The organism is Microbacterium terricola (genome assembly GCF_027943945.1).
Classification (GTDB): Bacteria; Actinomycetota; Actinomycetes; order Actinomycetales; family Microbacteriaceae; genus Microbacterium; species Microbacterium terricola.
Genome location: NZ_AP027141.1, coordinates 1,189,576 through 1,211,474, shown reverse-complemented (window position 1 = coordinate 1,211,474; position 21,899 = coordinate 1,189,576). Strand labels below are relative to the sequence as shown.

Annotated in this window: 17 protein-coding genes; 6 read left to right on the top strand and 11 right to left on the bottom strand. The window is 69.6% G+C overall.

The window, feature by feature from the left end:
* The first annotated feature begins 120 nt into the window (after positions 1–120).
* From tkt to pgl, 6 genes are read left to right on the top strand one after another with little or no spacing between them, the layout of a single operon-like run.
* The gene (gene tkt, locus Microterr_RS05640; protein WP_263795661.1) at positions 121–2,220 is read left to right on the top strand and encodes a transketolase; all 2,100 of its coding nucleotides are present in this window, start codon (positions 121–123) and stop codon (positions 2,218–2,220) included.
* Entirely contained in the window at positions 2,217–3,341 is a 1,125-nt protein-coding gene (gene tal, locus Microterr_RS05635) for a transaldolase (protein ID WP_263795662.1), read from the top strand. The genes tkt and tal overlap by 4 nt, the downstream gene beginning before the upstream one ends.
* Positions 3,338–4,960: a glucose-6-phosphate isomerase gene (locus tag Microterr_RS05630; protein ID WP_263795663.1), complete on the top strand. Its 1,623-nt coding sequence runs from the start codon at positions 3,338–3,340 to the stop codon at positions 4,958–4,960. Before tal ends, Microterr_RS05630 begins: the two co-directional genes overlap by 4 nt.
* A gap of 14 nt (positions 4,961–4,974) precedes the next feature.
* Entirely contained in the window at positions 4,975–6,549 is a 1,575-nt protein-coding gene (gene zwf, locus Microterr_RS05625) for a glucose-6-phosphate dehydrogenase (RefSeq protein ID WP_263795664.1), read from the top strand.
* Positions 6,546–7,496 carry a glucose-6-phosphate dehydrogenase assembly protein OpcA gene (locus Microterr_RS05620; RefSeq protein ID WP_263795666.1) on the top strand — a complete coding sequence of 317 codons (951 nt, stop codon included), beginning with the start codon at positions 6,546–6,548 and terminating at the stop codon, positions 7,494–7,496. The genes zwf and Microterr_RS05620 overlap by 4 nt, the downstream gene beginning before the upstream one ends.
* The gene (gene pgl, locus Microterr_RS05615; RefSeq protein WP_263795667.1) at positions 7,489–8,268 is read left to right on the top strand and encodes a 6-phosphogluconolactonase; all 780 of its coding nucleotides are present in this window, start codon (positions 7,489–7,491) and stop codon (positions 8,266–8,268) included. Before Microterr_RS05620 ends, pgl begins: the two co-directional genes overlap by 8 nt.
* Here the strand turns inward: pgl and Microterr_RS05610 are convergent.
* The 11 genes from Microterr_RS05610 to Microterr_RS05560 form a co-directional block, all read right to left on the bottom strand.
* Positions 8,262–8,615, bottom strand: a complete 354-nt coding sequence (locus Microterr_RS05610; protein ID WP_263795668.1) for an RNA polymerase-binding protein RbpA — start codon at positions 8,613–8,615, stop codon at positions 8,262–8,264. The two genes, pgl and Microterr_RS05610, sit on opposite strands and share 7 nt — an antisense overlap.
* Entirely contained in the window at positions 8,615–8,866 is a 252-nt protein-coding gene (gene secG, locus Microterr_RS05605) for a preprotein translocase subunit SecG (protein WP_263795669.1), read from the bottom strand. Before secG ends, Microterr_RS05610 begins: the two co-directional genes overlap by 1 nt.
* Before the next feature lie 66 nt (positions 8,867–8,932).
* Positions 8,933–9,721, bottom strand: coding sequence for a triose-phosphate isomerase (gene tpiA, locus Microterr_RS05600; RefSeq protein WP_263795670.1), 789 nt, complete (start codon positions 9,719–9,721; stop codon positions 8,933–8,935).
* Positions 9,712–10,926, bottom strand: a complete 1,215-nt coding sequence (locus Microterr_RS05595) for a phosphoglycerate kinase (protein WP_263795672.1) — start codon at positions 10,924–10,926, stop codon at positions 9,712–9,714. Before Microterr_RS05595 ends, tpiA begins: the two co-directional genes overlap by 10 nt.
* 11 nt (positions 10,927–10,937) lie before the next feature.
* Positions 10,938–11,948: a type I glyceraldehyde-3-phosphate dehydrogenase gene (gap, locus tag Microterr_RS05590; protein WP_263795673.1), complete on the bottom strand. Its 1,011-nt coding sequence runs from the start codon at positions 11,946–11,948 to the stop codon at positions 10,938–10,940.
* A 93-nt stretch (positions 11,949–12,041) separates the two neighbouring features.
* Complete coding sequence (locus Microterr_RS05585) at positions 12,042–12,668, bottom strand: superoxide dismutase (RefSeq protein WP_263795674.1); 627 nt, start codon at positions 12,666–12,668, stop codon at positions 12,042–12,044.
* Positions 12,669–12,805: 137 nt separating this feature from the next.
* Complete coding sequence (gene whiA, locus Microterr_RS05580; RefSeq protein WP_263795675.1) at positions 12,806–13,783, bottom strand: DNA-binding protein WhiA; 978 nt, start codon at positions 13,781–13,783, stop codon at positions 12,806–12,808.
* A gap of 56 nt (positions 13,784–13,839) precedes the next feature.
* Positions 13,840–14,712, bottom strand: coding sequence for an RNase adapter RapZ (gene rapZ / locus Microterr_RS05575; protein WP_263795677.1), 873 nt, complete (start codon positions 14,710–14,712; stop codon positions 13,840–13,842).
* A 23-nt stretch (positions 14,713–14,735) separates the two neighbouring features.
* Positions 14,736–16,634 (bottom strand): excinuclease ABC subunit UvrC, encoded by a 1,899-nt coding sequence (uvrC, locus tag Microterr_RS05570; RefSeq protein WP_263795679.1) that lies wholly within the window; start codon positions 16,632–16,634, stop codon positions 14,736–14,738.
* A gap of 9 nt (positions 16,635–16,643) precedes the next feature.
* A complete protein-coding gene (gene uvrA / locus Microterr_RS05565; RefSeq protein WP_263795680.1) occupies positions 16,644–19,547 on the bottom strand; it encodes an excinuclease ABC subunit UvrA in 2,904 nt (967 codons plus the stop codon).
* A gap of 46 nt (positions 19,548–19,593) precedes the next feature.
* Entirely contained in the window at positions 19,594–21,870 is a 2,277-nt protein-coding gene (locus Microterr_RS05560) for a 5'-nucleotidase C-terminal domain-containing protein (RefSeq protein WP_263795681.1), read from the bottom strand.
* Between the last annotated feature and the right edge of the window lie 29 nt (positions 21,871–21,899).

Here is a 21,899-nt window from a genome sequence, read left to right as displayed (position 1 = left end):
CGACCCGCCCCTTCGCTATGCTGAGACAACACGCGCGCCCGTTGCGCCGATCCCTCTTCCCCTCTCGACGAGGGCCGCGGACCGGCCTGCGATGGCGCTCCCTCTGAGAAAGGCGGCCGGGTGTCGGATCTGCGTTGGGATGAAATCGATCGGCGCGCGGTGGACACCGCTCGCGTGCTGGCAGCGGATGCCGTGGAGAAGGTCGGCAACGGCCACCCCGGCACCGCGATGAGCCTGGCGCCCGCCGCCTACCTGCTGTACCAGCGGGTGCTGCGCCACGACCCGGCGGACACGCACTGGCTCGGCCGCGACCGGTTCATCCTGTCGGCGGGGCACTCGTCGCTCACGCAGTATGTGCAGCTGTACCTCGGCGGCTTCGGCCTCGAGCTGGACGACCTGAAGGCGCTGCGCACGTGGGGCTCGAAGACCCCCGGCCACCCTGAGTTCGGACACACCGACGGCGTCGAGATCACCACGGGCCCGCTCGGCCAGGGCCTGTCGTCGGCTGTCGGCTTCGCGTACGCCGCGCGCTACGAGCGCGGACTGTTCGACCCGGATGCTGCCGCCGGCACGTCCCCGTTCGACCACTTCATCTATGTGGTCGCCGGCGACGGCGACCTGCAGGAGGGCGTGACCAGCGAGGCGTCGAGCCTCGCCGGCCACCAGCAGCTCGGCAACCTCATCGCGATCTACGACTCCAACCAGATCTCGATCGAGGACGACACGAACGTGGCGTTCACCGAGAACGTGGCCGCGCGCTACGAAGCGTACGGCTGGCACGTGCAGACGGTCGACTGGAAGCAGACCGGAGAGTACGTCGAGGACGTCGCCGCGCTGCACTCCGCCATCGAGGCCGCGCAGGGCGTGACCGACAAGCCGTCGCTCATCGTCCTGAAGACGATCATCGGCTGGCCGTCCCCCGGCAAGCAGAACAGCGGCAAGATCCACGGCTCGGCGCTGGGCGCGGACGAGCTCGCCGCGACGAAGAAGGTGCTCGGCTTCGACCCCGAGCAGAGCTTCGTGGTCGCCGACGACGTGCTCGCCCGCACGCGTTCGCTGAAGGACCGCGCCGCCGAGGCGCGCGCCGTCTGGCAGGAGTCGTTCGACGCCTGGGCGTCGGCCAACCCCGACCGCAAGGCGCTCCTGGACCGCCTCGAGGCCCGCGAGCTGCCCGGCGACATCGCCGACGCGCTCCCCGTGTTCGAAGCGGGCAAGGACGTCTCGACGCGCGCCGCGTCCGGCACGGTCATCAACGCCCTGGCCGAGCAGCTGCCCGAGCTCTGGGGCGGTTCCGCCGACCTGGCCGAGTCGAACCTGACGACGATCAAGAGCGGCGCGTCGTTCATCCCGTCGGAGTGGTCGACGCACGAGTGGTCCGGCGACCCCTACGGCCGCGTGCTGCACTTCGGCATCCGCGAGCACGCGATGGGCGCCATCGTCAACGGCATCGTCCTGCACGGCCCCACCCGCGCCTTCGGCGGCACCTTCCTCATCTTCAGCGACTACATGCGCCCGTCGGTGCGCCTGGCCGCCCTGATGAACATCCCGTCGATCTTCGTGTGGACGCACGACTCCGTCGCCCTCGGCGAGGACGGCCCGACCCATCAGCCGGTCGAGCAGCTCGCCACCCTCCGCGCGATCCCCAACCTCGCCGTGGTGCGCCCTGCCGACGCCAACGAGACGTCGGTCGTCTGGCTCGAACTGCTGCGCCGCAACGCCGGGCCGGCCGGCCTCGCGCTGACCCGCCAGAACATCCCCGTGTTCGCCCGCGGCACGGGCGAGGCGTCCGGCGACGAGTTCGGCTCCGCCGACCTCGCGGTCAAGGGCGCGTACGTGCTGGCAGAGGCACCCGGCGGCACGCCCGACGTCATCCTCATCGCCACCGGCTCCGAGGTGCAGCTGGCCGTCAGCGCCCGCGAGACCCTCGCCGCCGAGGGCGTCAACGCCCGCGTGGTGTCGGCTCCGTCACTGGAGTGGTTCGCCGAGCAGGACGAGGCGTACCGCGAGTCGGTGCTGCCGAAGGCCGTCACGGCGCGCGTCTCCGTCGAGGCCGGCTCGCCCCTGACCTGGCGCGGCATCGTCGGCGACAAGGGCCGCTCGGTCGCGATCGACCACTTCGGCGCGTCCGCCGACTACAAGACCCTGTTCGAGAAGTTCGGCATCACCGCCGACGCGGTCGTGGAAGCGGCACGCGCAACCATCCAGGAGAGCAACGCATGACCACTCCCACCGCAGACCTCGCCGCCGCAGGCGTCAGCATCTGGCTCGACGACCTGTCCCGCTCCCGCATCACCTCCGGCAACCTCGCCGGCCTGATCGAGAGCCGTGACGTCACGGGCGTCACCACCAACCCCACGATCTTCCAGTCCGCGATCGGCAACAAGAACGACGACTCGTACAGCGCGCAGATCGCGGACCTCGCCGGCCGCGGCGCGAGCGTCGACGAGACGATCTTCGAGCTGACCACGGATGACGTGCGCGACGCGGCCGACATCTTCCGCCCCGTGTTCGACGCGACCGACGGCCTCGACGGCCGTGTATCGATCGAGGTCTCCCCCGACCTCGCACACGACACCGACGCGACGATCGCGCAGGCCAAGGAGCTGTGGGCGAAGGTCGACCGGCCGAACGCGCTCATCAAGATCCCCGCGACCAAGGCGGGCCTGCCCGCGATCACCGCGGTGCTCGCCGAGGGCATCTCGGTGAACGTGACGCTCATCTTCAGCCTCGACCGCTACGCCGACGTCATCGACGCGTACCTGGCCGGCATCGAGCAGGCTCAGGCCAACGGCCACGACGTGTCGAAGATCCACTCGGTCGCGTCGTTCTTCGTCTCTCGCGTGGACACCGAGGTCGACAAGCGCCTCAGCGCCTACAGCGACCCCGCCGCCGAGGAGCTCAAGAGCACCGCGGGCATCGCCAACGCCCGCCTCGCCTACGAGCTGTTCGAGGAGGTGTTCGCCTCCGAGCGCGCCACCGCCCTGACCGGCGCCGGCGCCCACGTGCAGCGTCCGCTGTGGGCCTCCACCGGTGTGAAGGACCCGTCGCTTCCCGACACCCTCTACGTCACGGAGCTGGTCGCACCCGGCACGGTCAACACCATGCCGGAGAAGACGCTCGAGGCCACGTTCGACCACGGCGTCATCGCCGGGGACACGGTGACAGGCAGCTACGTCGGCGCGCATCACGTCTTCGACAGCCTTGCCGAGCTCGGCGTCGACTTCGACGACGTCACCCAGGTGCTGGAGGACGAGGGCGTGGAGAAGTTCATCGCCTCGTGGCACGACCTCCAGAAGACGGTCGCCGAGGCGCTGGCGCAGGCGCCGGAGACGGCACGATGAGCTTTCGGATCCACCTGTCCGGCCACGTGAAGTCGGTGGTCGAGGAGGTCCTGCCCACTCTGGTCGCCGACCTCGTCGCCTCCGGCATCACCGCCGGCGACGCGAGCCTGTGGGGTCCCGACGCCGAGGCTGAGGCCGCGCAGCGGCTCGGCTGGGTGGAGGCGGTCAGCGTCTCCCGGCCGCTCGTCGCCGAGATCGAGGCGCTGCGCGACGAGCTGCGGGCGAACGGCGTCACGCGCGTCGTGCTCGCGGGCATGGGTGGATCCTCGCTCGCCCCTGAGGTCATCGCTCAGACGGCCGGCGTTCCGCTGGTGATCCTCGACTCCACCGCCCCCGGGCAGGTCCTGGCTGCGCTCGACGGCGACGCCGAGACCGGCGGGCTCGCGCAGACGGTGCTCGTGGTCTCGTCGAAGTCCGGCTCGACGGTCGAGACCGACTCCGCGAAGCGCACCTTCGAGGCGGCTTTCCGCGACGTCGGCATCGACCCCCTCGCGCGCATCGTCGTGGTGACCGACCCCGGTTCGCCGATGGATCAGGCCGCACGCGCCGACGGCTACCGTGTGTTCAACGCGGATCCGGCGGTCGGCGGGCGCTATTCGGCGCTGACCGCGTTCGGGCTCGTCCCGACCGGCCTCGCCGGCGTCGACCTGACCGAGCTGCTCGACGAGGCCGACGCCTCGCTGCTCGAGCTCGCGATCGACAGCCCCGAGAACCCTGCGCTCGTCCTGGCCGCTGCCATCGCGGGTGGCAGCCCGCGCAAGGACAAGCTGGGCCTCATCACCGACGGCACCCACATCGTCGGGCTGCCCGATTGGATCGAGCAGCTCGTCGCGGAGTCGACCGGCAAGGCCGGCACCGGCATCCTGCCCGTCGTCCTCCTGCCCGTCTCGCCCGAGGTCGAGTTCGCTCCCGCCGATCTGCAGATCGTCCGGCTGGTCGACGAGGCGGACGAGTTCCACTTCTTCGAGCGCCACGAGGGCGAGATCCTCGTGAGCGGCACGCTCGGCGCGCAGCTGGTCGTCTGGGAGTACGCGACCGCGATCGCCGGACGGATGCTGGGCATCAACCCGTTCGACCAGCCCGATGTCGAGTCCGCCAAGGTGGCCACCCGCGGTCTGCTCGATGCGCGCCCCGAGCCGACGGCACCCGCGTTCGTCGTCGACGGCGTCGAGGTCAGGGTCTCCGACCCGGCCCTCGCCGCCAGCGGCACCGTGGCGGGCGTCCTCGACGCCCTGTGGGCGCAGCTGCCGGACGACGGCTATGTGTCGATCCAGGCCTACGTCAACCGTCTGCAGCTGTCCCAGCTGGAGGGGCTCCGCGAGCTCGTCGCCGCCGACTCCGGTCGTCCGACGACGTTCGGGTGGGGGCCGCGCTTCCTGCACTCCACCGGGCAGTACCACAAGGGCGGTCCGGCCAACGGCGTGTTCGTCCAGATCCTGGAGAGCACGGAGGTCGACCTCGAGATCCCCGGCCGACCGTTCACGTTCGGCCAGCTGATCCAGGCGCAGGCCGCGGGAGACGCGAGCGTGCTCGCCGACGGCCACGGTCGACCGGTCGTCACCCTCACCCTCACCGACCCCCAGGCCGAGGTGCTCTCGCTCTTCGAAGCCGCCCAGTAGGAGCAGACGCGCCCATGACTGTGGAGACCCCTGGATTCAGCCCTGTCGAGATCTCGCGCGGGCACAACCCGCTGCGCGACGCCGAAGATCACCGCCTCAACCGCATCGCCGGCCCGAGCGCGCTGGTGATCTTCGGCGTGACGGGCGACCTCTCCCGCAAGAAGCTCATGCCCGCCGTGTACGACCTCGCCAACCGAGGCCTGCTGCCGCCCGGGTTCGCGCTGGTCGGGTTCGCCCGGCGCGACTGGGAGGACCAGGACTTCGCCGAGGTCGTCCACGAAGCGGTGAAGGCCAATGCCCGCACCGAGTACCGCGAGGACACCTGGCAGCAGCTTCTCCAGGGGATCCGCTTCGTCTCCGGCGAGTTCGGCGACGACGACGCGTTCCGGCGGCTGCGCGAGACGATCGAGAAGCTCGACGTCGAACGCGGCACGATGGGCAACCACGCGTTCTACCTGTCGATCCCGCCCAAGGACTTCCCTGTGGTGGCCGATCAGCTCAAGCGCTCGGGCCTCGTCGACGACACCGCCGACCCGTACGAGCGGTGGCGCCGCGTCGTCATCGAGAAGCCGTTCGGCCACGACCTCGCGTCGGCGCGCGCGCTGAACGACGCGCTGCGCAGCGCGTTCCCGACCGACTCGATCTTCCGGATCGACCACTACCTCGGCAAGGAGACGGTGCAGAACATCCTCGCGCTGCGCTTCGCGAACGAGCTGTACGAGCCGATCTGGAACCGCAACTACGTCGACCACGTGCAGATCACGATGGCCGAGGACATCGGGGTCGGCGGTCGGGCCGGGTACTACGACGGCATCGGCGCCGCCCGCGACGTGATCCAGAACCACCTGCTGCAGCTGATGGCGCTGACCGCGATGGAGGAGCCCATCAGCTTCGACGCCAAGCACCTGCGCGCGGAGAAGGAGAAGGTCCTCGCCGCGGTCACGCTGCCCGACGACCTGGCGCGGTCCACGGCACGCGGCCAGTACGCCGGCGGCTGGCAGGGCGGTGAGAATGTCGTGGGGTTCCTCGACGAAGAGGGGATGGACCCCGCCTCGACCACCGAGACCTTCGCCGCGATCACCCTCGAGGTCAACACCCGACGATGGGCCGGGGTGCCGTTCTACCTCCGATCGGGCAAGCGCCTGGGCCGCCGCGTCACCGAGATCGCGGTCGTCTTCAAGAAGGCGCCCGAGGTGCTCTTCCCGCGCGCAGACTCCGCCGGACAGGGCCAGAACGCGCTCGTCATCCGCGTGCAGCCCGATGAGGGCGTCACGATCCGCTTCGGCTCCAAGGTGCCTGGCGCGGGCAGCCAGGTGCGCGACGTCACCATGGACTTCGGCTACGGGCACGCGTTCACCGAGCAGAGCCCCGAGGCCTACGAGCGTCTCATCCTCGACGTGCTCCTCGGCGACCCGCCGCTGTTCCCGCGCCACGAGGAGGTCGAGCTGTCGTGGAAGATCCTCGACCCGATCGAGCAGTTCTGGGAGGCGCAGGGCGGTCCGCTCGAGCAGTACTCCCCCGGCTCGTGGGGTCCCCCCTCAGCAGATGAGATGCTGGCCCGCGAGGGCCGGGTCTGGAGGCGACCGTGATCATCGAGCTGCCTGACACCACCGTCAGCAAGATCTCCCGTGCGCTCGTCAACGTGCGCGAAGAGGGCGGCGCCGTCGCGCTCGGCCGCGTGCTCACCCTCATCATCGCGACGCGCCACGGCGCGGAGGAAGAGGTCATCGAGGCCGCGAACGCCGCGTCGCGCGAGCACCCGATGCGGGTGATCGTGCTGATGATCGGCGACGAGACCGGCGAGCCCCGCGTGGACGCGCAGATCCGCATCGGCGGCGACGCCGGGGCGAGCGAGGTCATCGTGCTGCGCGCCCACGGCGCCGCCGGCTCGAACACCGAGAGCCTGGTGACCGGCCTGCTGCTGCCCGACGCACCGGTCGTCGCCTGGTGGCCCGGTGAGACGCCGGACATGCCGTCGAAGACGCCGCTCGGCCGGATCGCGCAGCGTCGCATCACCGACGCGTCCGAGCAGGCGGACCCCGCGGCATGGGTCACCTCCCTCGCGGGGCACTACGCCCCGGGCGACACCGATTTCGCATGGACCCGCATCACCCGCTGGCGCGAGCAGCTCGCCGCCGTGCTGGATCAGCCCCCGTACGAGCCCGTCCTCGGCGCCGAGGTGCTCGGTGCGGCGGACTCGCCGTCGACGAGCCTGCTCGCGGCGTGGCTGCGCCTGAAGCTCGACGTGCCGGTGACGTACCGCTACCTGCCGACCGACGAGTGGTCGCACGGGATCAAATCGGTGCGGCTCGATCGCCCCGCCGGGCCCACGCTGCTCGAGCGTCCGGAATCGGGTGTCGCGGTGCTGACGCAGCCTGGGCAGCCCAGCCACGACCTGGCATTCCCGCGGCGGACGCTGCGCGAGTGCCTGGCCGAGGAGCTCCGTCGCCTCGACGCCGACGTCCTGTATGGTCGAGTCATCGCCGAGGGCCTGGAGCTCTTGGGAGCACCGACGACGCAGGAGACCGATGGCTGAGTTCGGAGCCGAGAAGCGTGTGGTGATCAGCTCTGACTCCACCACGCTGACGGATTCCGTCGCCCGGCGCCTGCTGCATCGGATCGCCCGGCGGACCCAATCAGGCAAGGTCGCTCACATCGTGCTGACCGGCGGCGTGATGGGCCTCGCCGTACTGCGCAGCGCCGCCGCCGACCCCGGCCGAACGGATGTCGACTGGTCCCTGGTGCACTTCTGGTGGGGCGACGAGAACTACGTCCCGTCCGACTCCCCCCACCGCAACGAGCGGCAGGCGCGCGAAGCGCTCCTCGACGAGATCGACGTGCCCGAGCAGAACATCCACGCGATGGCGGCATCCGACTCCGGCCTCGAACTGGATGCCGTCGCCGACGCGTACGCGCAGGAGCTCGCCCGCTTCGCCACGGCCGAACAGGACTGGCCCCGTTTCGACGTGTGCTTCCTGGGCGTCGGGCCCGACGGGCACATCGCGTCGCTGTTCCCCGATCGCCCGGAGATCACGGTGACCGACGCCGTGGCCATAGCGGTGCGTGATTCGCCCGTGCCGCCGGCGGAGCGCGTCAGCCTGACCCGGCCGGTGATCAACTCGTCGAAGCGGGTGTGGCTCGTGCTGTCCGGCCACGACAAGGCGTCAGCGCTGGGCCTCGCCCTCGCCGGAGCCGCCTATCCGACCGTGCCTGCTGCGGGCGCCAAAGGCACCCGCAGCACGGTCTTCTTCGTCGATGCTGCCGCGGCCGAGCAGGTGCCGGCCGAGCTCATCGACCAGGACTACTGACCGCGACGCTCCCGCAGCTGCTGGAGCGCGTCGTCGAGGAGCGTCTCCGCCTCTTCCTCGGTGCGACGCTCCTTCACATAGGCGAGGTGCGTCTTGTAGGGCTCGGTCTTCGCGAGCGCCGGAGGGTTCTCCTTGTCGCGCCCGGCCGGAAGGCCCGAGTGCGGCGAGTCGATGACCTCCGGGATCTCCTCGTCGGGGATGCCCGCGGCGAAGTAGCGGACGGTCTCGTTGCCGAGGGCGTCCCAGTACGACACCGCCACGCGCTCCGCGTGGAAGCCGTGGTCCTGCTCGCCCATCGGACCCGCGCCGACGCGGGTGCCACGGATCGCGTTGCCTCCGGTAGCCATCAGACCATCCCCTGGAACTTCGTGATGAGACCCAGCGCGACGATCGAGACGAACCACACCAGCGCGAGGATCACGGTGAATCGGTTGAGGTTGCGCTCGGCCAGCCCGGACGAGCCGAGTGCGGACGTCATGCCGCCGCCGAACATGTCGGACAGACCGCCGCCACGACCCTTGTGGAGGAGGATCAGGAGGGTCAGCAGGAGACTGGTGATGCCCAGCAGCACCTGCAGGATGAGCTCGAGGATCTGCACAGACCTTTGCCTTTCACCGCGCCTCAGCGGGCGCACGGCTTCTCAGTATAAAGCGTCGACCGCGGGTCAGACGCCGACGTGCTTCTGGTAGCGGATGATCGAGGCGAACTCGTCCACGACCAGGCTCGCACCGCCGACGAGCGCGCCGTCGACATCGGGCTCGCGCATGAAGCTGGCGATGTTGGCGGCCTTCACGGACCCGCCGTACAGCACACGGGTGCGGGCGGCAGCATCCTCCCCGAGCTTCTCGGCGATGACGGCACGCAGGGCGGCGCAGACCTCCTGCGCCTGCTCCGGCGAAGCGACCTGGCCGGTGCCGATCGCCCAGACCGGCTCGTAGGCGACGACGACGTCCGCATCCGCGGGCACACCGTCGAGGGCGACCTGCAGCTGGGCGACCGAGACCGCGGTCGGGCCGGACTCCTCACGCTGCTCGAGCGTCTCGCCCACGCAGATCACCGGCACGAGCGAGTGCTTCAGCGCAGCCTGCACCTTCGCCGCGATGACCTCATCGGTCTCGCCGTGGTACTCGCGGCGCTCGGAGTGGCCGATGATGACGTACTTCGCGTCGAGCTTCGCCAGGAACGCGCCGGAGATCTCACCCGTGTAGGCGCCGGAGTCCTTCGTCGACAGGTCCTGCGCGCCGAGGGCGAACGGGATCTTGTCGGCGTCGAGCAGCGTCTGCACGGTGCGCAGGTCGGTGAACGGCGGGAAGATACCGACCTCGACCGACCCGTCCTCGTGCTTGGCGTCCTTGAGCGACCAGTGCAGCTTCTGCACGAAGGCGACCGCCTGCAGGTGGTCGAGGTTCATCTTCCAGTTGCCTGCGATGAACGGGGTGCGCGCTACGACCATCCGAGGACCTCCAGCCCTGGTAGCTTCTTGCCCTCGAGGAACTCGAGGCTGGCGCCTCCGCCCGTCGAGATGTGACCGAACTGGTCGTCGGTGAACCCGAGCTGGCGTACCGCCGCGGCGGAGTCGCCGCCGCCGACGACGCTGAGGCCGTCGACCTCGGTGAGCGCCTTCGCGACCGCCTGGGTGCCCGAGGCGAACGCGTCCATCTCGAACACGCCCATCGGGCCGTTCCAGAACACCGTCTTGCTGTCGCGGATCGCGTCGGCGAACTGCGTCGAGGTCTCCGGCCCGATGTCGAGGCCGAGGCCCTCGGCGCCGAACGGGGTCTCCTCGAGCTTGTCTGCATCCGCGATCTCGTGCGCCGCATCGGCGGAGAAGGATGCTGCCATCACGGCGTCGACGGGCAGGACGAACTCGACGCCCCGCTCTGCGGCCTGGGCGAGGTAGCCCTTGACCGTGTCGATCTGATCCTCCTCGAGCAGGCTCTTGCCCACCTTCGAGCCCTGAGCGGCCAGGAAGGTGTACATCATGCCGCCGCCGACGCAGATCTTCTCCACGCGCGGCAGCAGGTGCTCGATGACACCCAGCTTGTCGCTCACCTTCGATCCTCCGAGCACCACCGTGTAGGGGCGCTCCGGGTTCTCGGTCAGGCGGTCGAGCACGTCGACCTCCTTCTCGATGAGGAAACCGGCGGCCGACGGCAGGATCTCGGCGAGGTCGTAGACGCTCGCCTGCTTGCGGTGCACGACGCCGAAGCCGTCGGAGACCAGCACGTCGCCGAGGTCCGCGAGCTGGCGGGCGAACGCGCCGCGCTCCCCCTCGTCCTTCGCGGTCTCGCCCGCGTTGAACCGCAGGTTCTCGATGACCGCGACGTCGCCGTCCTCGAGGGCGGCGACCGCCTCGTGGGCGGATTCGCCGACGGTGTCGCGCGCGAACGCGACCGGCTTGCCCAGCAGCTCGCTCAGTCGCTGGGCGACGGGGGCGAGGCTGTACTTCGGATCAGGTGATCCGTCCGGGCGTCCCAGGTGCGAGCACGCGATGACGCGTGCGCCCTGGTTGATGAGGTGGTTGATCGTGGGGAGCGCTGCCCGCACGCGGCCATCGTCCGTGATGACGCCGTCCTTCAGGGGGACGTTGAAGTCGACACGGACGATGACGCGCTTGCCGGCGAGCGAACCCAGCGAATCGAGGGTGCGCAGAGCCATGAGGTGATCGCTTAGAGGCGCTCGGCCACGTACTCGGTCAGGTCGACGAGACGGTTGGAGTAACCCCACTCGTTGTCGTACCAGGCCGAGACCTTGACCAGGTTGCCGCTGACGTTGGTCAGCTCGGAGTCGAAGATCGACGAGTGCGGGTTGAGCTGGATGTCGCTCGACACGATCGGGTCGGCGGTGTACTCCAGGTACCCAGCCAGCGAGCCCTCGGCCGCGGCTGCCTCGTAGGCGGCGTTGACCTGGTCGACCGTGAGGCCCTCGGTCGGCGTGATGATCGTCAGGTCGACGATCGAGCCGGTCGGGACGGGCACGCGGTACGACGAGCCGCTCAGCTTGCCGTTCAGCTCGGGCAGGACGTGCCCGATGGCCTTGGCGGCACCCGTGGAGGCGGGGACGATGTTGATCGCCGCGCCGCGCGCACGGCGCAGGTCGCTGTGCGGGCCGTCCTGCAGGTTCTGGTCTGCGGTGTAGGCGTGCGCGGTCATCATGAAGCCACGCTCGATGCCGAACGCGTCGTTGAACACCTTGGCCAGCGGCGCGAGGCAGTTGGTGGTGCAGGACGCGTTCGAGATGATGACGTGGTTCTCGGGGTCGTACTCGCCCTCGTTGACGCCCATCACGATGGTGACGTCGTCACCGGTGGCCGGTGCCGAGATGAGGACCTTCTTGGCGCCGCCGGCGATGTGCTTCTTGGCGTCTTCCGCCTTGGTGAAGCGGCCGGTCGACTCGATCACGATGTCGACGCCCAGGTCGCCCCAGGGCAGGTTGGCCGGGTCGCGCTCTTCGAAGACCTTGATGGCCTTGCCGCCGACGGTGATCGAGTCGCCGTCGTACGAGACCGACTCGCTGAGGTTGCCGCCGACCGAGTCGTACTTGAGCAGGTGTGCCAGCGTCTTGTTGTCGGTGAGGTCGTTCACCGCCACGATTTCGAGGTCTGCGCCCTGCGCGAGAGCCGCGCGGAGGTAGTTGCGTCCGATACGGCCGAAGCCGTTGATTCCGATCTTGACAGTCACGGAAATTCTCCTGAATGTGTCGTGCGCGAGTGCGCGGTTTCAGACGTAGGACAACGGCGTCCCGGCGGGCCATCCCACCGGGAGGCCCACTTGCTATGACAGTACCAGCAGGCCCCCGGTCTTCTCACGGGCCGTCGTGAAGCGCTGCTGAACGTTCTCCCAGTTCGCGATGTTCCAGAACGCCTTGACGTAGTCGGCGCGGACGTTCTTGTAGTCGAGGTAGTACGCGTGCTCCCAGACGTCGAGGAGCAGCAGCGGAACGCTGCCGGCCGCGAACTGCGACTGCTGGTCGAAGAACTGCTGGATGATCAGGTTCTCGCCGATCGAGTCCCAGAACAGACCCGCCCAGCCCGAGCCCTGCACGCCGAGCGCTGCGGCGGTGAAGTGGGCCTGGAACTTGTCGAACGAGCCGAAGTGGTCGTCCACCGCGCTGGCGAGGTCGCCGGTGGGCTTGTCGCCGCCGTTCGGCGAGAGGTTCGTCCAGAAGATGGAGTGGTTGGTGTGGCCGCCGAGGTTGAACGCGAGGTCCTTCTCGAGCTTGTTGACGTTCGCGAAGTCGCCCTTGTCGCGTGCTTCGGCGAGCTGGTCGAGCGCGGTGTTCGCGCCCGTGACGTACGCCTGGTGGTGCTTCGAGTGATGCAGCTCCATGATCGTGGCGCTGATGCTCGGCTCGAGCGCCGCGTAGTCATAGGGGAGTTCGGGGAGGGAATACTTCGCCATGTTCTCTTCTTTCCTGTCGGCGCGGCGCCGAGGTTCCCCGGCGCAGCGAGGGTGACGTCCTCATCCTACTGAGCGGGAACCGCGGCGACAGGGGGTTGATTCCCCCTGTGACGAACGCCGAGAAGAGAGCGGGCGGATCAGTCCTCGAGGCCGGCCGGGACGGCCGATTCCGTGTCGGGGACGCCGTCCTGCTCGGCCTTCTTGTCGGCCATGGCCAGCAGGCGACGGATGCGGCCGGCCACAGCATCCTTCGTCAGCGGAGGGTCGGCGTGGTGGCCGAGCTCGTCGAGGCTCGCGTCGCGGTGCGCCAGTCGCAGGTCGCCCGCCTCGCGGAGGTGCTCCGGCACCTCGTCGCCGAGGATCTCGAGCGCGCGCTCGACGCGTGCGCATGCGGCGACCGCGGCCTGGGCGGAACGCCGCAGGTTCGCGTCGTCGAAGTTGACGAGCCGGTTGACGCCTGCGCGCACCTCGCGCCGCTGGCGCAGCTGGTCCCACTCGGCGGCCGCCTTCTCGGCGCCCATCTGCGCGAGGGCGGTGCGGATGGCCTCGCCTTCGCGGACGACCACGCGCGGCACGCCGCGGACCTCGCGGGCCTTGGCCGAGATGCCGAGGCGGTGCGCCGCGCCGACGAGCGCCATGGCGGCCTCCCCGGACGGGCACGTGATCTCGAGCGCCGCCGACCGGCCGGGGTCGCTGAGGCTGCCCGCCGCCAGGAAGGCGCCACGCCAGATCGCGGCGAGGTCGGGGCGCGCTCCGGTCGTCAGCTTGTTCGGCAGGCCGCGCACGGGGCGGCGGCGTTGATCGAGGAGACCGGTCTGACGCGCGAGGGTCTCGCCGCCGTCGATCACGCGCACGGCGTAGTGGCTGCCCGCGCGGCCGCCGGAGCCCTGCACGTGCACCAGCTCGGGGCGGACGCCGTAGATCTCCATGAGATCGCGGGCCACCCGGCGGGCGAGCATGTCGCTCTCCAGCTCGGCCTCGACGGCGACGCGGCCGGCGATGGAATGAAGGCCGCCGGAGAACCGCAGCAGGGCGGTCAGCTCGGCGACACGCGCGGAGGGACGGGGGTCGCGGGCGGCGGCAAGCTCTGCCTTCACGTCAGCGGTCAGCGACACGGAGATCCTCGCGTTCGGGGAGTGTGGGGATGAACGACAAGCCTAACCCTCGCGGGCTACTCCCGCCCGAGGTCGCGATGCTTCACGCGCACCGCGACGCCGGGATTCGCCGCGAGCCGCGCAGCGAGCGCCTTCGCGACCGCGACGGAGCGGTGCTTGCCGCCGGTGCAGCCGACGGCGACGACGGAGTGCCGCTTGTTCTCGCGCTGATAGCCCGCGATGACCGGGGCCAGCGCGGCGGCGTAGGCGTCCAGGAACTCCTGAGCGCCCTCCTGCGCGAACACGTAGTCGGCGACGGCGGCGTCCTCTCCGGTGAGGCCGCGCAGGCTCTCGTCCCAGAACGGGTTGGGCAGGAACCGCATGTCGGCGACCAGGTCGGCGTCCGGCGGCAGCCCGTACTTGAAGCCGAAGCTCATCACGGTGAGGGTGTGCCGCGCACTCCCCTGCGCCGCGAACAGCTCGACGATCTGCGTCGCGAGCTGGTGGATGTTGTAATTCGACGTGTCGATGATGACGTCGGCGTTCTCGCGCACGGCCTCCAGCCGATCGCGCTCGCGGCGGATCCCGTCGAGGATCGTGCCGTCGTACTGGAGCGGATGCGGGCGCCGCACCGCCTCGAAGCGGCGCACCAGCACATCGTCGGCGGCGTCGAGGAAGACGACCCGGATCTGGCGGCCCTCCCGGAGCACCCGCATCGCCTCGGGCAGATCCGCGAACAGGTCGCGGCCACGGACGTCGACGACCACGGCCACCCGCGGGAGCGCGCCGCTGGCGAGCTCGGTCAGGTCGATGAGGGGCCGCAGCATCTGCGGCGGCAGGTTGTCGACGACGTACCAGTCGAGGTCTTCGAGCGCGTCTGCGGCGGTCGATCGTCCTGCCCCGGACATGCCGGTGACGATCAGGACCTCCCCGGTCTCACCCTCGGCCATCGCGCTCCCTTTTCGCGCCCAGCCTACCCGGCCTGCAGATGCGCATGGATCGCATCGGCGAGCTTCGGGCCGATGCCCGAGAGCTGCGTGATCTCGTCCGGCGCGGCCTGCTTGAGCGCGGCGACGGAGCCGAAGTGGCGCAGGAGGGCCTTGATGCGCGCGTCCCCGAGGCCGGGCACCTCGGCCAGAACGCTCTGGATGTCGCGGCGCCGGCGACGGCGCTGGTGCGTGATCGCGAAGCGGTGCGCCTCGTCGCGCAGCCGCTGCATGAGGTACAGGGCCTCAGACGTCCGCGGCAGGATGACGGGGTACTCCTCCCCCGGCAGCCACACCTCCTCGAGCCGCTTGGCGATGCCGCACAGGGCGATCTCGGAGTGACCGGCGTCAGCGAGGGCGCGCGCGGCGGCGGCCACCTGCGGCTGGCCGCCGTCGACGACGAGAAGCTGCGGCCGGTAGGCGAAACGCGGGCGCTTGCGCTCGGTCACCACTTCGCCGTCGGCCGTCACGTCGGGCGCCGGCTCGTCCGCCTCCTCGGCGCGATCGATGTGCGCGAGCCGCCTGGTCAGCACCTGGTAGAGCGAGTCGGTGTCGTCCGTGGTCTCGGCGACCCCGAACGACCGGTACTGGTCCTTGCGCGGCAGTCCGTCTTCGAACACGACCATCGAGGCGACCACATTGGTGCCGGACAGATGCGAGACGTCGAAGCACTCGATGCGCAGCGGCGCCTCCTCGAGCCCGAGCGCCTCCTGCAGATCGGTGAGCGCCTGGCTGCGGGCGACGTAGTCGCTCGTGCGCCGGGTCTTGTGCAGCATCAGCGCCTGCTGGGCGTTGAGAGTCGCCGTCTTCATCAGCTCGGCCTTGCGCCCGCGCTGCGCGACCTGCAGGCTGACGTTCTTGCCTCGGCGCTCGCGGAGCCACTGCTCCAGCTCGGCAGCGTCGTCGGGAAGCACCGGCACGAGCACCTGCTTCGGGATGTCGGATGCCGTGGCGTCGCCGTAGCTGCGCTGGAGGACCTGGTCGACGAGATCGGCGCCCGAGATGTCGAGCTCCTTCTCGATCGTGGTCGCCCGCACACCGCGCACCCGGCCGCCGCGGATGACGAAGTGCTGCACGGTCGCCGCGAGCTCGTCCTCGGCGATGCCGAACAGGTCGGCGTCGGTGTCGGCGGCGAGCACGAGGGCGCTGCGGCTGAGGACCGAGTCGATCGACTGCAGCTTGTCGCGGTAGCCGGCCGCCGCTTCGTAGTCCATCGCCGCCGAGGCCTCGCGCATGCGCGCCATCAGCGCCCGCGCGAACCGCTGGTCGCCCCCGGACATGAACGCGATGAAGTCGTCGACGATCGCGCGGTGCTCCTCGATGGTGACCTTCATCGAGCAGGGCCCGCCGCACCGGCCGATCTGGCCGGGGAAGCACGGCCGCCCTGTCGCCATCGCCTTCTTGTACGAGGAGTCGGAGCAGGTGCGGATCGGGAACACCTTGATCATCAGGTCGATCGTGTCGTGGACCGCCCACACCTTCGGGTAGGGCCCGAAGTACTTCGCGCCCCTGATCTTGCGGTTGCGCGTGACGATCACCCGCGGCGCCTCGTCGGCGAGCGTGATCGCCATGTAGGGGTACGACTTGTCGTCCTTGTAGCGGACGTTGAACGGCGGATCGAACTCCTTGATCCACATGTACTCGAGCTGCAGCGAATCGACGTCGGTGGCGACGACCGTCCACTCGACCGACGCCGCGGTCGTGACCATGCGCCGGGTGCGCTCGTGCAGCGTGTGCAGGGGCGCGAAGTAGTTGCTGAGCCGCGCGCGGAGGTTCTTGGCCTTGCCGACGTACAGCACGCGCCCCTGGGCATCGCGGAAGCGGTACACGCCGGGGTTCGTGGGGATCTCGCCCGCCTTCGGGCGGTACGGAAGTGATGCGGCCATGCCGATCGGTCAGCCGGCCTTGCGGGCCAGTTCCTGCCGGGGCGCGAGCACCTCCGCCAGGAACTGCCCGGTGTGGCTCTCCGCGACGCGTGCCACCCGCTCGGGCGTGCCCACCGCGAGGACCTCGCCGCCGCCGGACCCGCCCTCGGGGCCCAGGTCGATGATCCAGTCCGCGGACTTGATGACGTCGAGGTTGTGCTCGATGACGATCACCGTGTTGCCCTTGTCGACCAGACCCCCGAGCACCTCGAGCAGGCGCGCGACGTCTTCGAAGTGCAGACCGGTGGTCGGCTCGTCGAGCACGTAGACGCTGCGCCCGTTGCTGCGCCGCTGGAGCTCGGTCGCGAGCTTCACACGCTGCGCTTCGCCGCCGGAGAGGGTCGTCGCCGACTGGCCGAGGCGCACGTAGCCGAGTCCGACGTCGACGAGCGTCTTGAGGTAGCGGTGGATCGCCTGGATCGGCTCGAAGAACTCGGCGGCTTCCGCGATCGGCATCTCGAGCACTTCGGCGATGTTCTTGCCCTTGTAGTGCACCGCGAGGGTGTCGCGGTTGTAGCGCTTGCCGTGGCAGACCTCGCAGTCGACGTAGACGTCGGGGAGGAAGTTCATCTCGATCTTGATCGTGCCGTCGCCCGAGCACGCCTCGCAGCGGCCGCCCTTGACGTTGAAGCTGAACCGACCCGGCTGGTAGCCGCGTGCCTTCGCCTCGGGCGTCTCGCTGAACAGCGTCCGCACGCGGTCGAACACCCCCGTGTAGGTCGCGGGGTTCGAGCGCGGGGTGCGACCGATCGGGGCCTGGTCGACGTGCACCACCTTGTCGAGGTTGTCGAGGCCCGTGACGCGGGTGTGCTTGCCCGCGACACGGCGCGCGCCGTTGAGCCGGCTGGCCAGCACCTCGTACAGGATGCCGTTCACGAGCGAGGACTTGCCCGATCCGCTGACGCCGGTGACGGCCGTGAGCACCCCGAGCGGGAAGTCCACGGTGACGTTCTTCAGGTTGTTCTCGCGGGCGCCGACGACGGTGACCTGGCGCTTCTTGTCGATCGGGCGGCGCGTGTGCGGGACCGGGATGGAGCGGCGGCCCGCGAGGTAGTCGCCGGTGACCGACTCCGCCTCGGACAGGAGGGAGCTGAGCGGACCGGAGTGCACCACGGCGCCGCCTTCGACGCCCGCGCGCGGGCCGATGTCGACGATCCAGTCCGCGGCGTGGATGGTCTCCTCGTCGTGCTCGACCACGATGAGGGTGTTGCCGAGGTCGCGCAGGGTCACCAGGGTCTGGATCAGTCGTCGGTTGTCGCGCTGGTGGAGCCCGATCGAGGGCTCATCGAGCACGTACAGCACACCGGTGAGCCCGGACCCGATCTGGGTGGCGAGCCGGATGCGCTGGGCCTCGCCGCCCGAGAGCGATCCGGCAGACCGGCTCAGGCTGAGATAGTTCAGCCCGACCTGGATGAGGAAGTCGAGACGCGCGCGGATCTCGCGCAGCACCTGCGCGGCGATCTTCGCCTCCCGGTCGGTGAGCTCCAGGTTCGCGAAGTAGGCGTGCGCATCGCCGAGGCTGAGGCGCGACGCGTCGGCGATGGAGTGCCCGTGCACCTGCACGGCGAGCACCTCGGGCTTGAGGCGCGCACCGTCGCAGACGGGGCACGGCACCTCACGCAGGTACTCGCTCCAGCGCTGGCGCTGATTGTCGGACTCGGCCTGCTGGTACTGGCGCTCGATGTAGGGCACGACGCCCTCGAATCCGGAGGCGTACCGCATCTCGCGGCCGTACCGGTTCTTCCACTTGACGGTGACCTTGTAGTCCTCGCCCCGGAGCACCGCCTCCTGCACATCGACCCGCAGCTCGTTCCACGGAGTGTCGAGCGAGAAGTTCAGGTCGCGTGCGAGGCCCTCGAGCAGGCGCTCGTAGTACTGGAAGAGCCCCTTGCCCTGCGTGGTCCAGGGGATCAGCACGCCTTCCCGGATGCTGAGCTCGTCATCGCCGAGCATGAGGTCGACGTCGACGGACATGCGGGTGCCGAGGCCGGAGCAGGCGGGGCAGGCGCCGAACGGCGCGTTGAACGAGAACGTGCGCGGCTCGATCTCCGTCAGCTGCAGCGGGTGGCCGTTCGGACACGCGAGCTTCTCGCTGAAGCTCTGCCACGCCGCATCCCCCTCCTCGTCGACGAAGTTGACCTGCATGATGCCGCCGGCGAGACCCAGGGCCGTCTCGACCGAGTCGGTGACCCTGCTGAGGATGTCGGGGCTCGCCACGAGCCGGTCGATCACCACGGCGATGTCGTGCTTGTAGCTCTTCTTCAGGACGGGCGGCTCGGCGAGCTGGATGAGGTCGCCGTCGACGACCGCGCGCGCATAGCCCTTGGCACTGAGCTCCTTGAAGAGGTCGACGAACTCGCCCTTCTTCTGCGTGACCACCGGCGCCACGATCTGGTACCTCGTGCGCTCGGGCAGTTCCATCAGCTGGTCGGCGATCTGCTGGACCGTCTGGCGCTGGATGACCTCGCCGCACTCGGGGCAGTGCGGCACTCCGATGCGTGCCCAGAGCAGGCGCATGTAGTCGTGGATCTCGGTGATCGTGCCGACCGTCGAGCGCGGGTTGCGGTTGGTCGACTTCTGGTCGATCGACACGGCGGGGCTGAGCCCCTCGATGAAATCGACGTCGGGCCGGTCGACCTGACCGAGGAACTGCCGGGCGTACGAGCTGAGGGATTCGACGTAGCGCCGCTGCCCCTCGGCGAAGATCGTGTCGAACGCGAGGCTCGACTTTCCCGACCCTGACATCCCTGTGAAGACGACCAGCGAATCACGCGGAATGTCGAGGTCGACGTTCTTGAGATTGTGGACGCGGGCGCCCCGGACACTCAGTTTTCCGCTGGTGTGGCCGGGCAGGGAGACAGGGACGATGGGCACCAGTCAAGTGTAGGCGGGGCCTCCGACACGGGGGCCGGGCTCACTCTCAGCGACGCACCAGCACCGGGCTCTTGTGGCCGGTGGAGCCCTTCGTGTCGTCGTCGCCCGCGTAGGCGGCCGAGAGCCAGTGCAGGCCGCGGTCGAGCGCCGGCAGCGCGACGGTGATCCGGCCCTTGTCGGACTCGGTCAGCGTCGCGGTGGCGATCGTCTTCTTCCCGTCACGGATTGCGATCTCGCCCGTCGCGTACGACCGGTCCGAGGTGCGGACGCGCACCGTGTAGCTCAGCGGCGCACCGCTCTTCACGATGTGTGCGCTCGGCGATCCGGTGACGAACGACTTCGCCTTCTCGTAGACGGTGATCGGCACCGAGATGCTCGTGCCCGTCGGGGTCGTGATCTTCAGCGCCGTCTCGCCCACCGCACGCTTGGGCACCTTCACCGAGAGCGTCGCGGTGCCGGTGAGGTCGTTCGCGGTGGTGAGCGCACGATCGATCGTCGCCGTCCCCAGGGTCTTGCGCCCGATCGACACCGTGACGGTCGACGCGGGTGTCTCCGTCGTCGTGAAGTCGAGCGACGACAGGGCGATGTCGATGGTCTGACCGACCGCGTACCCCTTCGCCCCCGGCGGGGTGATGGCGACCCCGACAGCGCGCTGGGCCAGATCGGGAGCCGCGGTCTCGTACTCCTGGAACCACTGCACGACCGACTCGAGGTCGACCTTGCCCGAATCGGCCTTGCCCGTCCCGAGCGTGAACGCCCCGAAGTTGTCACCGCCGGCCGCCAGGAAGCTGTTGACCACGACTCCGTAGCTCGCCGCAGGATCGACGGGCGCCCCGTCGAGCTGCATTCCGGTGATGCGCGACCCTGCTGCGGCCGTGGGGTCGAAGGTGTACGTGAAGCCTTCGGAGATGCCGAGCTTCAGGAACGGCCTGGACGCCGCCGCCGGCTGCCACTGCTGCTCGAGCACCTGGCGGATCTGGTCTCCGGTGAGACTCAGCGTGACCAGCGTGTTGGCGAACGGCTGCACGTCGGCAGCCTCCTTGTAGGTGACGTTGCCGTCCGGGTCTGCTGCGCCGGTGGACGCGTAGCGCAGGTTGGCGCGCAGCCCGCCGGGGTTCATGAACGCGATCTGCGTGTCGGGCTTGTCCTGCTGAGCCGCCCAGAGCTGGACGTCGGCGACCCAGTTGCCGAGGGTGGACTCGCCGCCACGGTTCTCCACGAGGACGGGGTTGCCGTTGCTGTCGACGCCGGGCTGCAGCGCCCGGTTGAAGTCCGCGGTGATGTCGCCGAGCGGCACCGCGCCCTTGACGGCGGCGACCGCCTTCGCCGGGTTGACGATGTCGGTCAGGATGTCGGGATCCTCGGTGTACTGCAGCACCCCGCCCTTCTTCATGTCGTAGATGGTGTTCGTCATCGAGAGGATGTCCTTGGAGTCCGGGTCCACCTGGATGACCATGTCGCTGAACTTCTCGCCGTACTGACCGGACGAGATGACCGGGCGCCCGTCGATGACGTGGTTGTAGGCGAGGTGGGTGTGCCCGGACACGATGGCATCGACGTCGTCGTCGACCTGCGTCACGATCCGCCCGAACGGGGTGGTCGGGTCGGTCGCCGACGCCTGCTGCACGGTCGCCGCGCCCTCGTGCACGAGCAGCACCACGACGTCGGCCTCGCCGTTGGCGGGGTTGCCGTCGCTCAGGTCGTCGGCGACGCGGTTGACGTTGTCGGCGACATCCCCCACGACCACGTCCGCGATGCCGGCCGGACTCACCAGACTGGGCAGCTCGTTCGTGACGGCGCCGATGAAGCCGATCGATACGCCGCCGAAGGTCTCGACCGAGTATTCGGGCAGGATCGGGTCGCCGCTCACGCGGTCGAAGAGGTTGGCGGCCAGGTAGTCCCAATCGGCCAGCGGCTGGATGCGGTCGCGCAGGTCGGACCAGCCCTTGTCGAACTCGTGGTTGCCGACCGAGCTCACGTCGAGGCCCGCGGCGTTGAGGCCGGCGATCGTCGGCTCGTCCTCCTGGATGAAGGACGTGAAGGTCGAGGCGCCGACGAGGTCGCCCGCGGCCGCGAAGACCGTGTTCGCGTTCTTCGCACGGATGCTGTCCACCGCACCCGCGAGGGCGGCGATGCCGGCGGCCGCGCCGGTCGGCTCGTTCTCGATCCGGCCGTGGAAGTCGTTCACGGTGACGAGGTCGATGGTCACCGGGTCCGCGGCCTGCGCGGCGGGAGCGACGAGCATCGACGCCCCGACAGCGGCGGCGGTGACGCCCACGGCGATGCGGGCACGACGAGAGGAGGTTCGGGAGGGGGCATCCATGGATCCGACACTATGAATGCGCCGTGAGA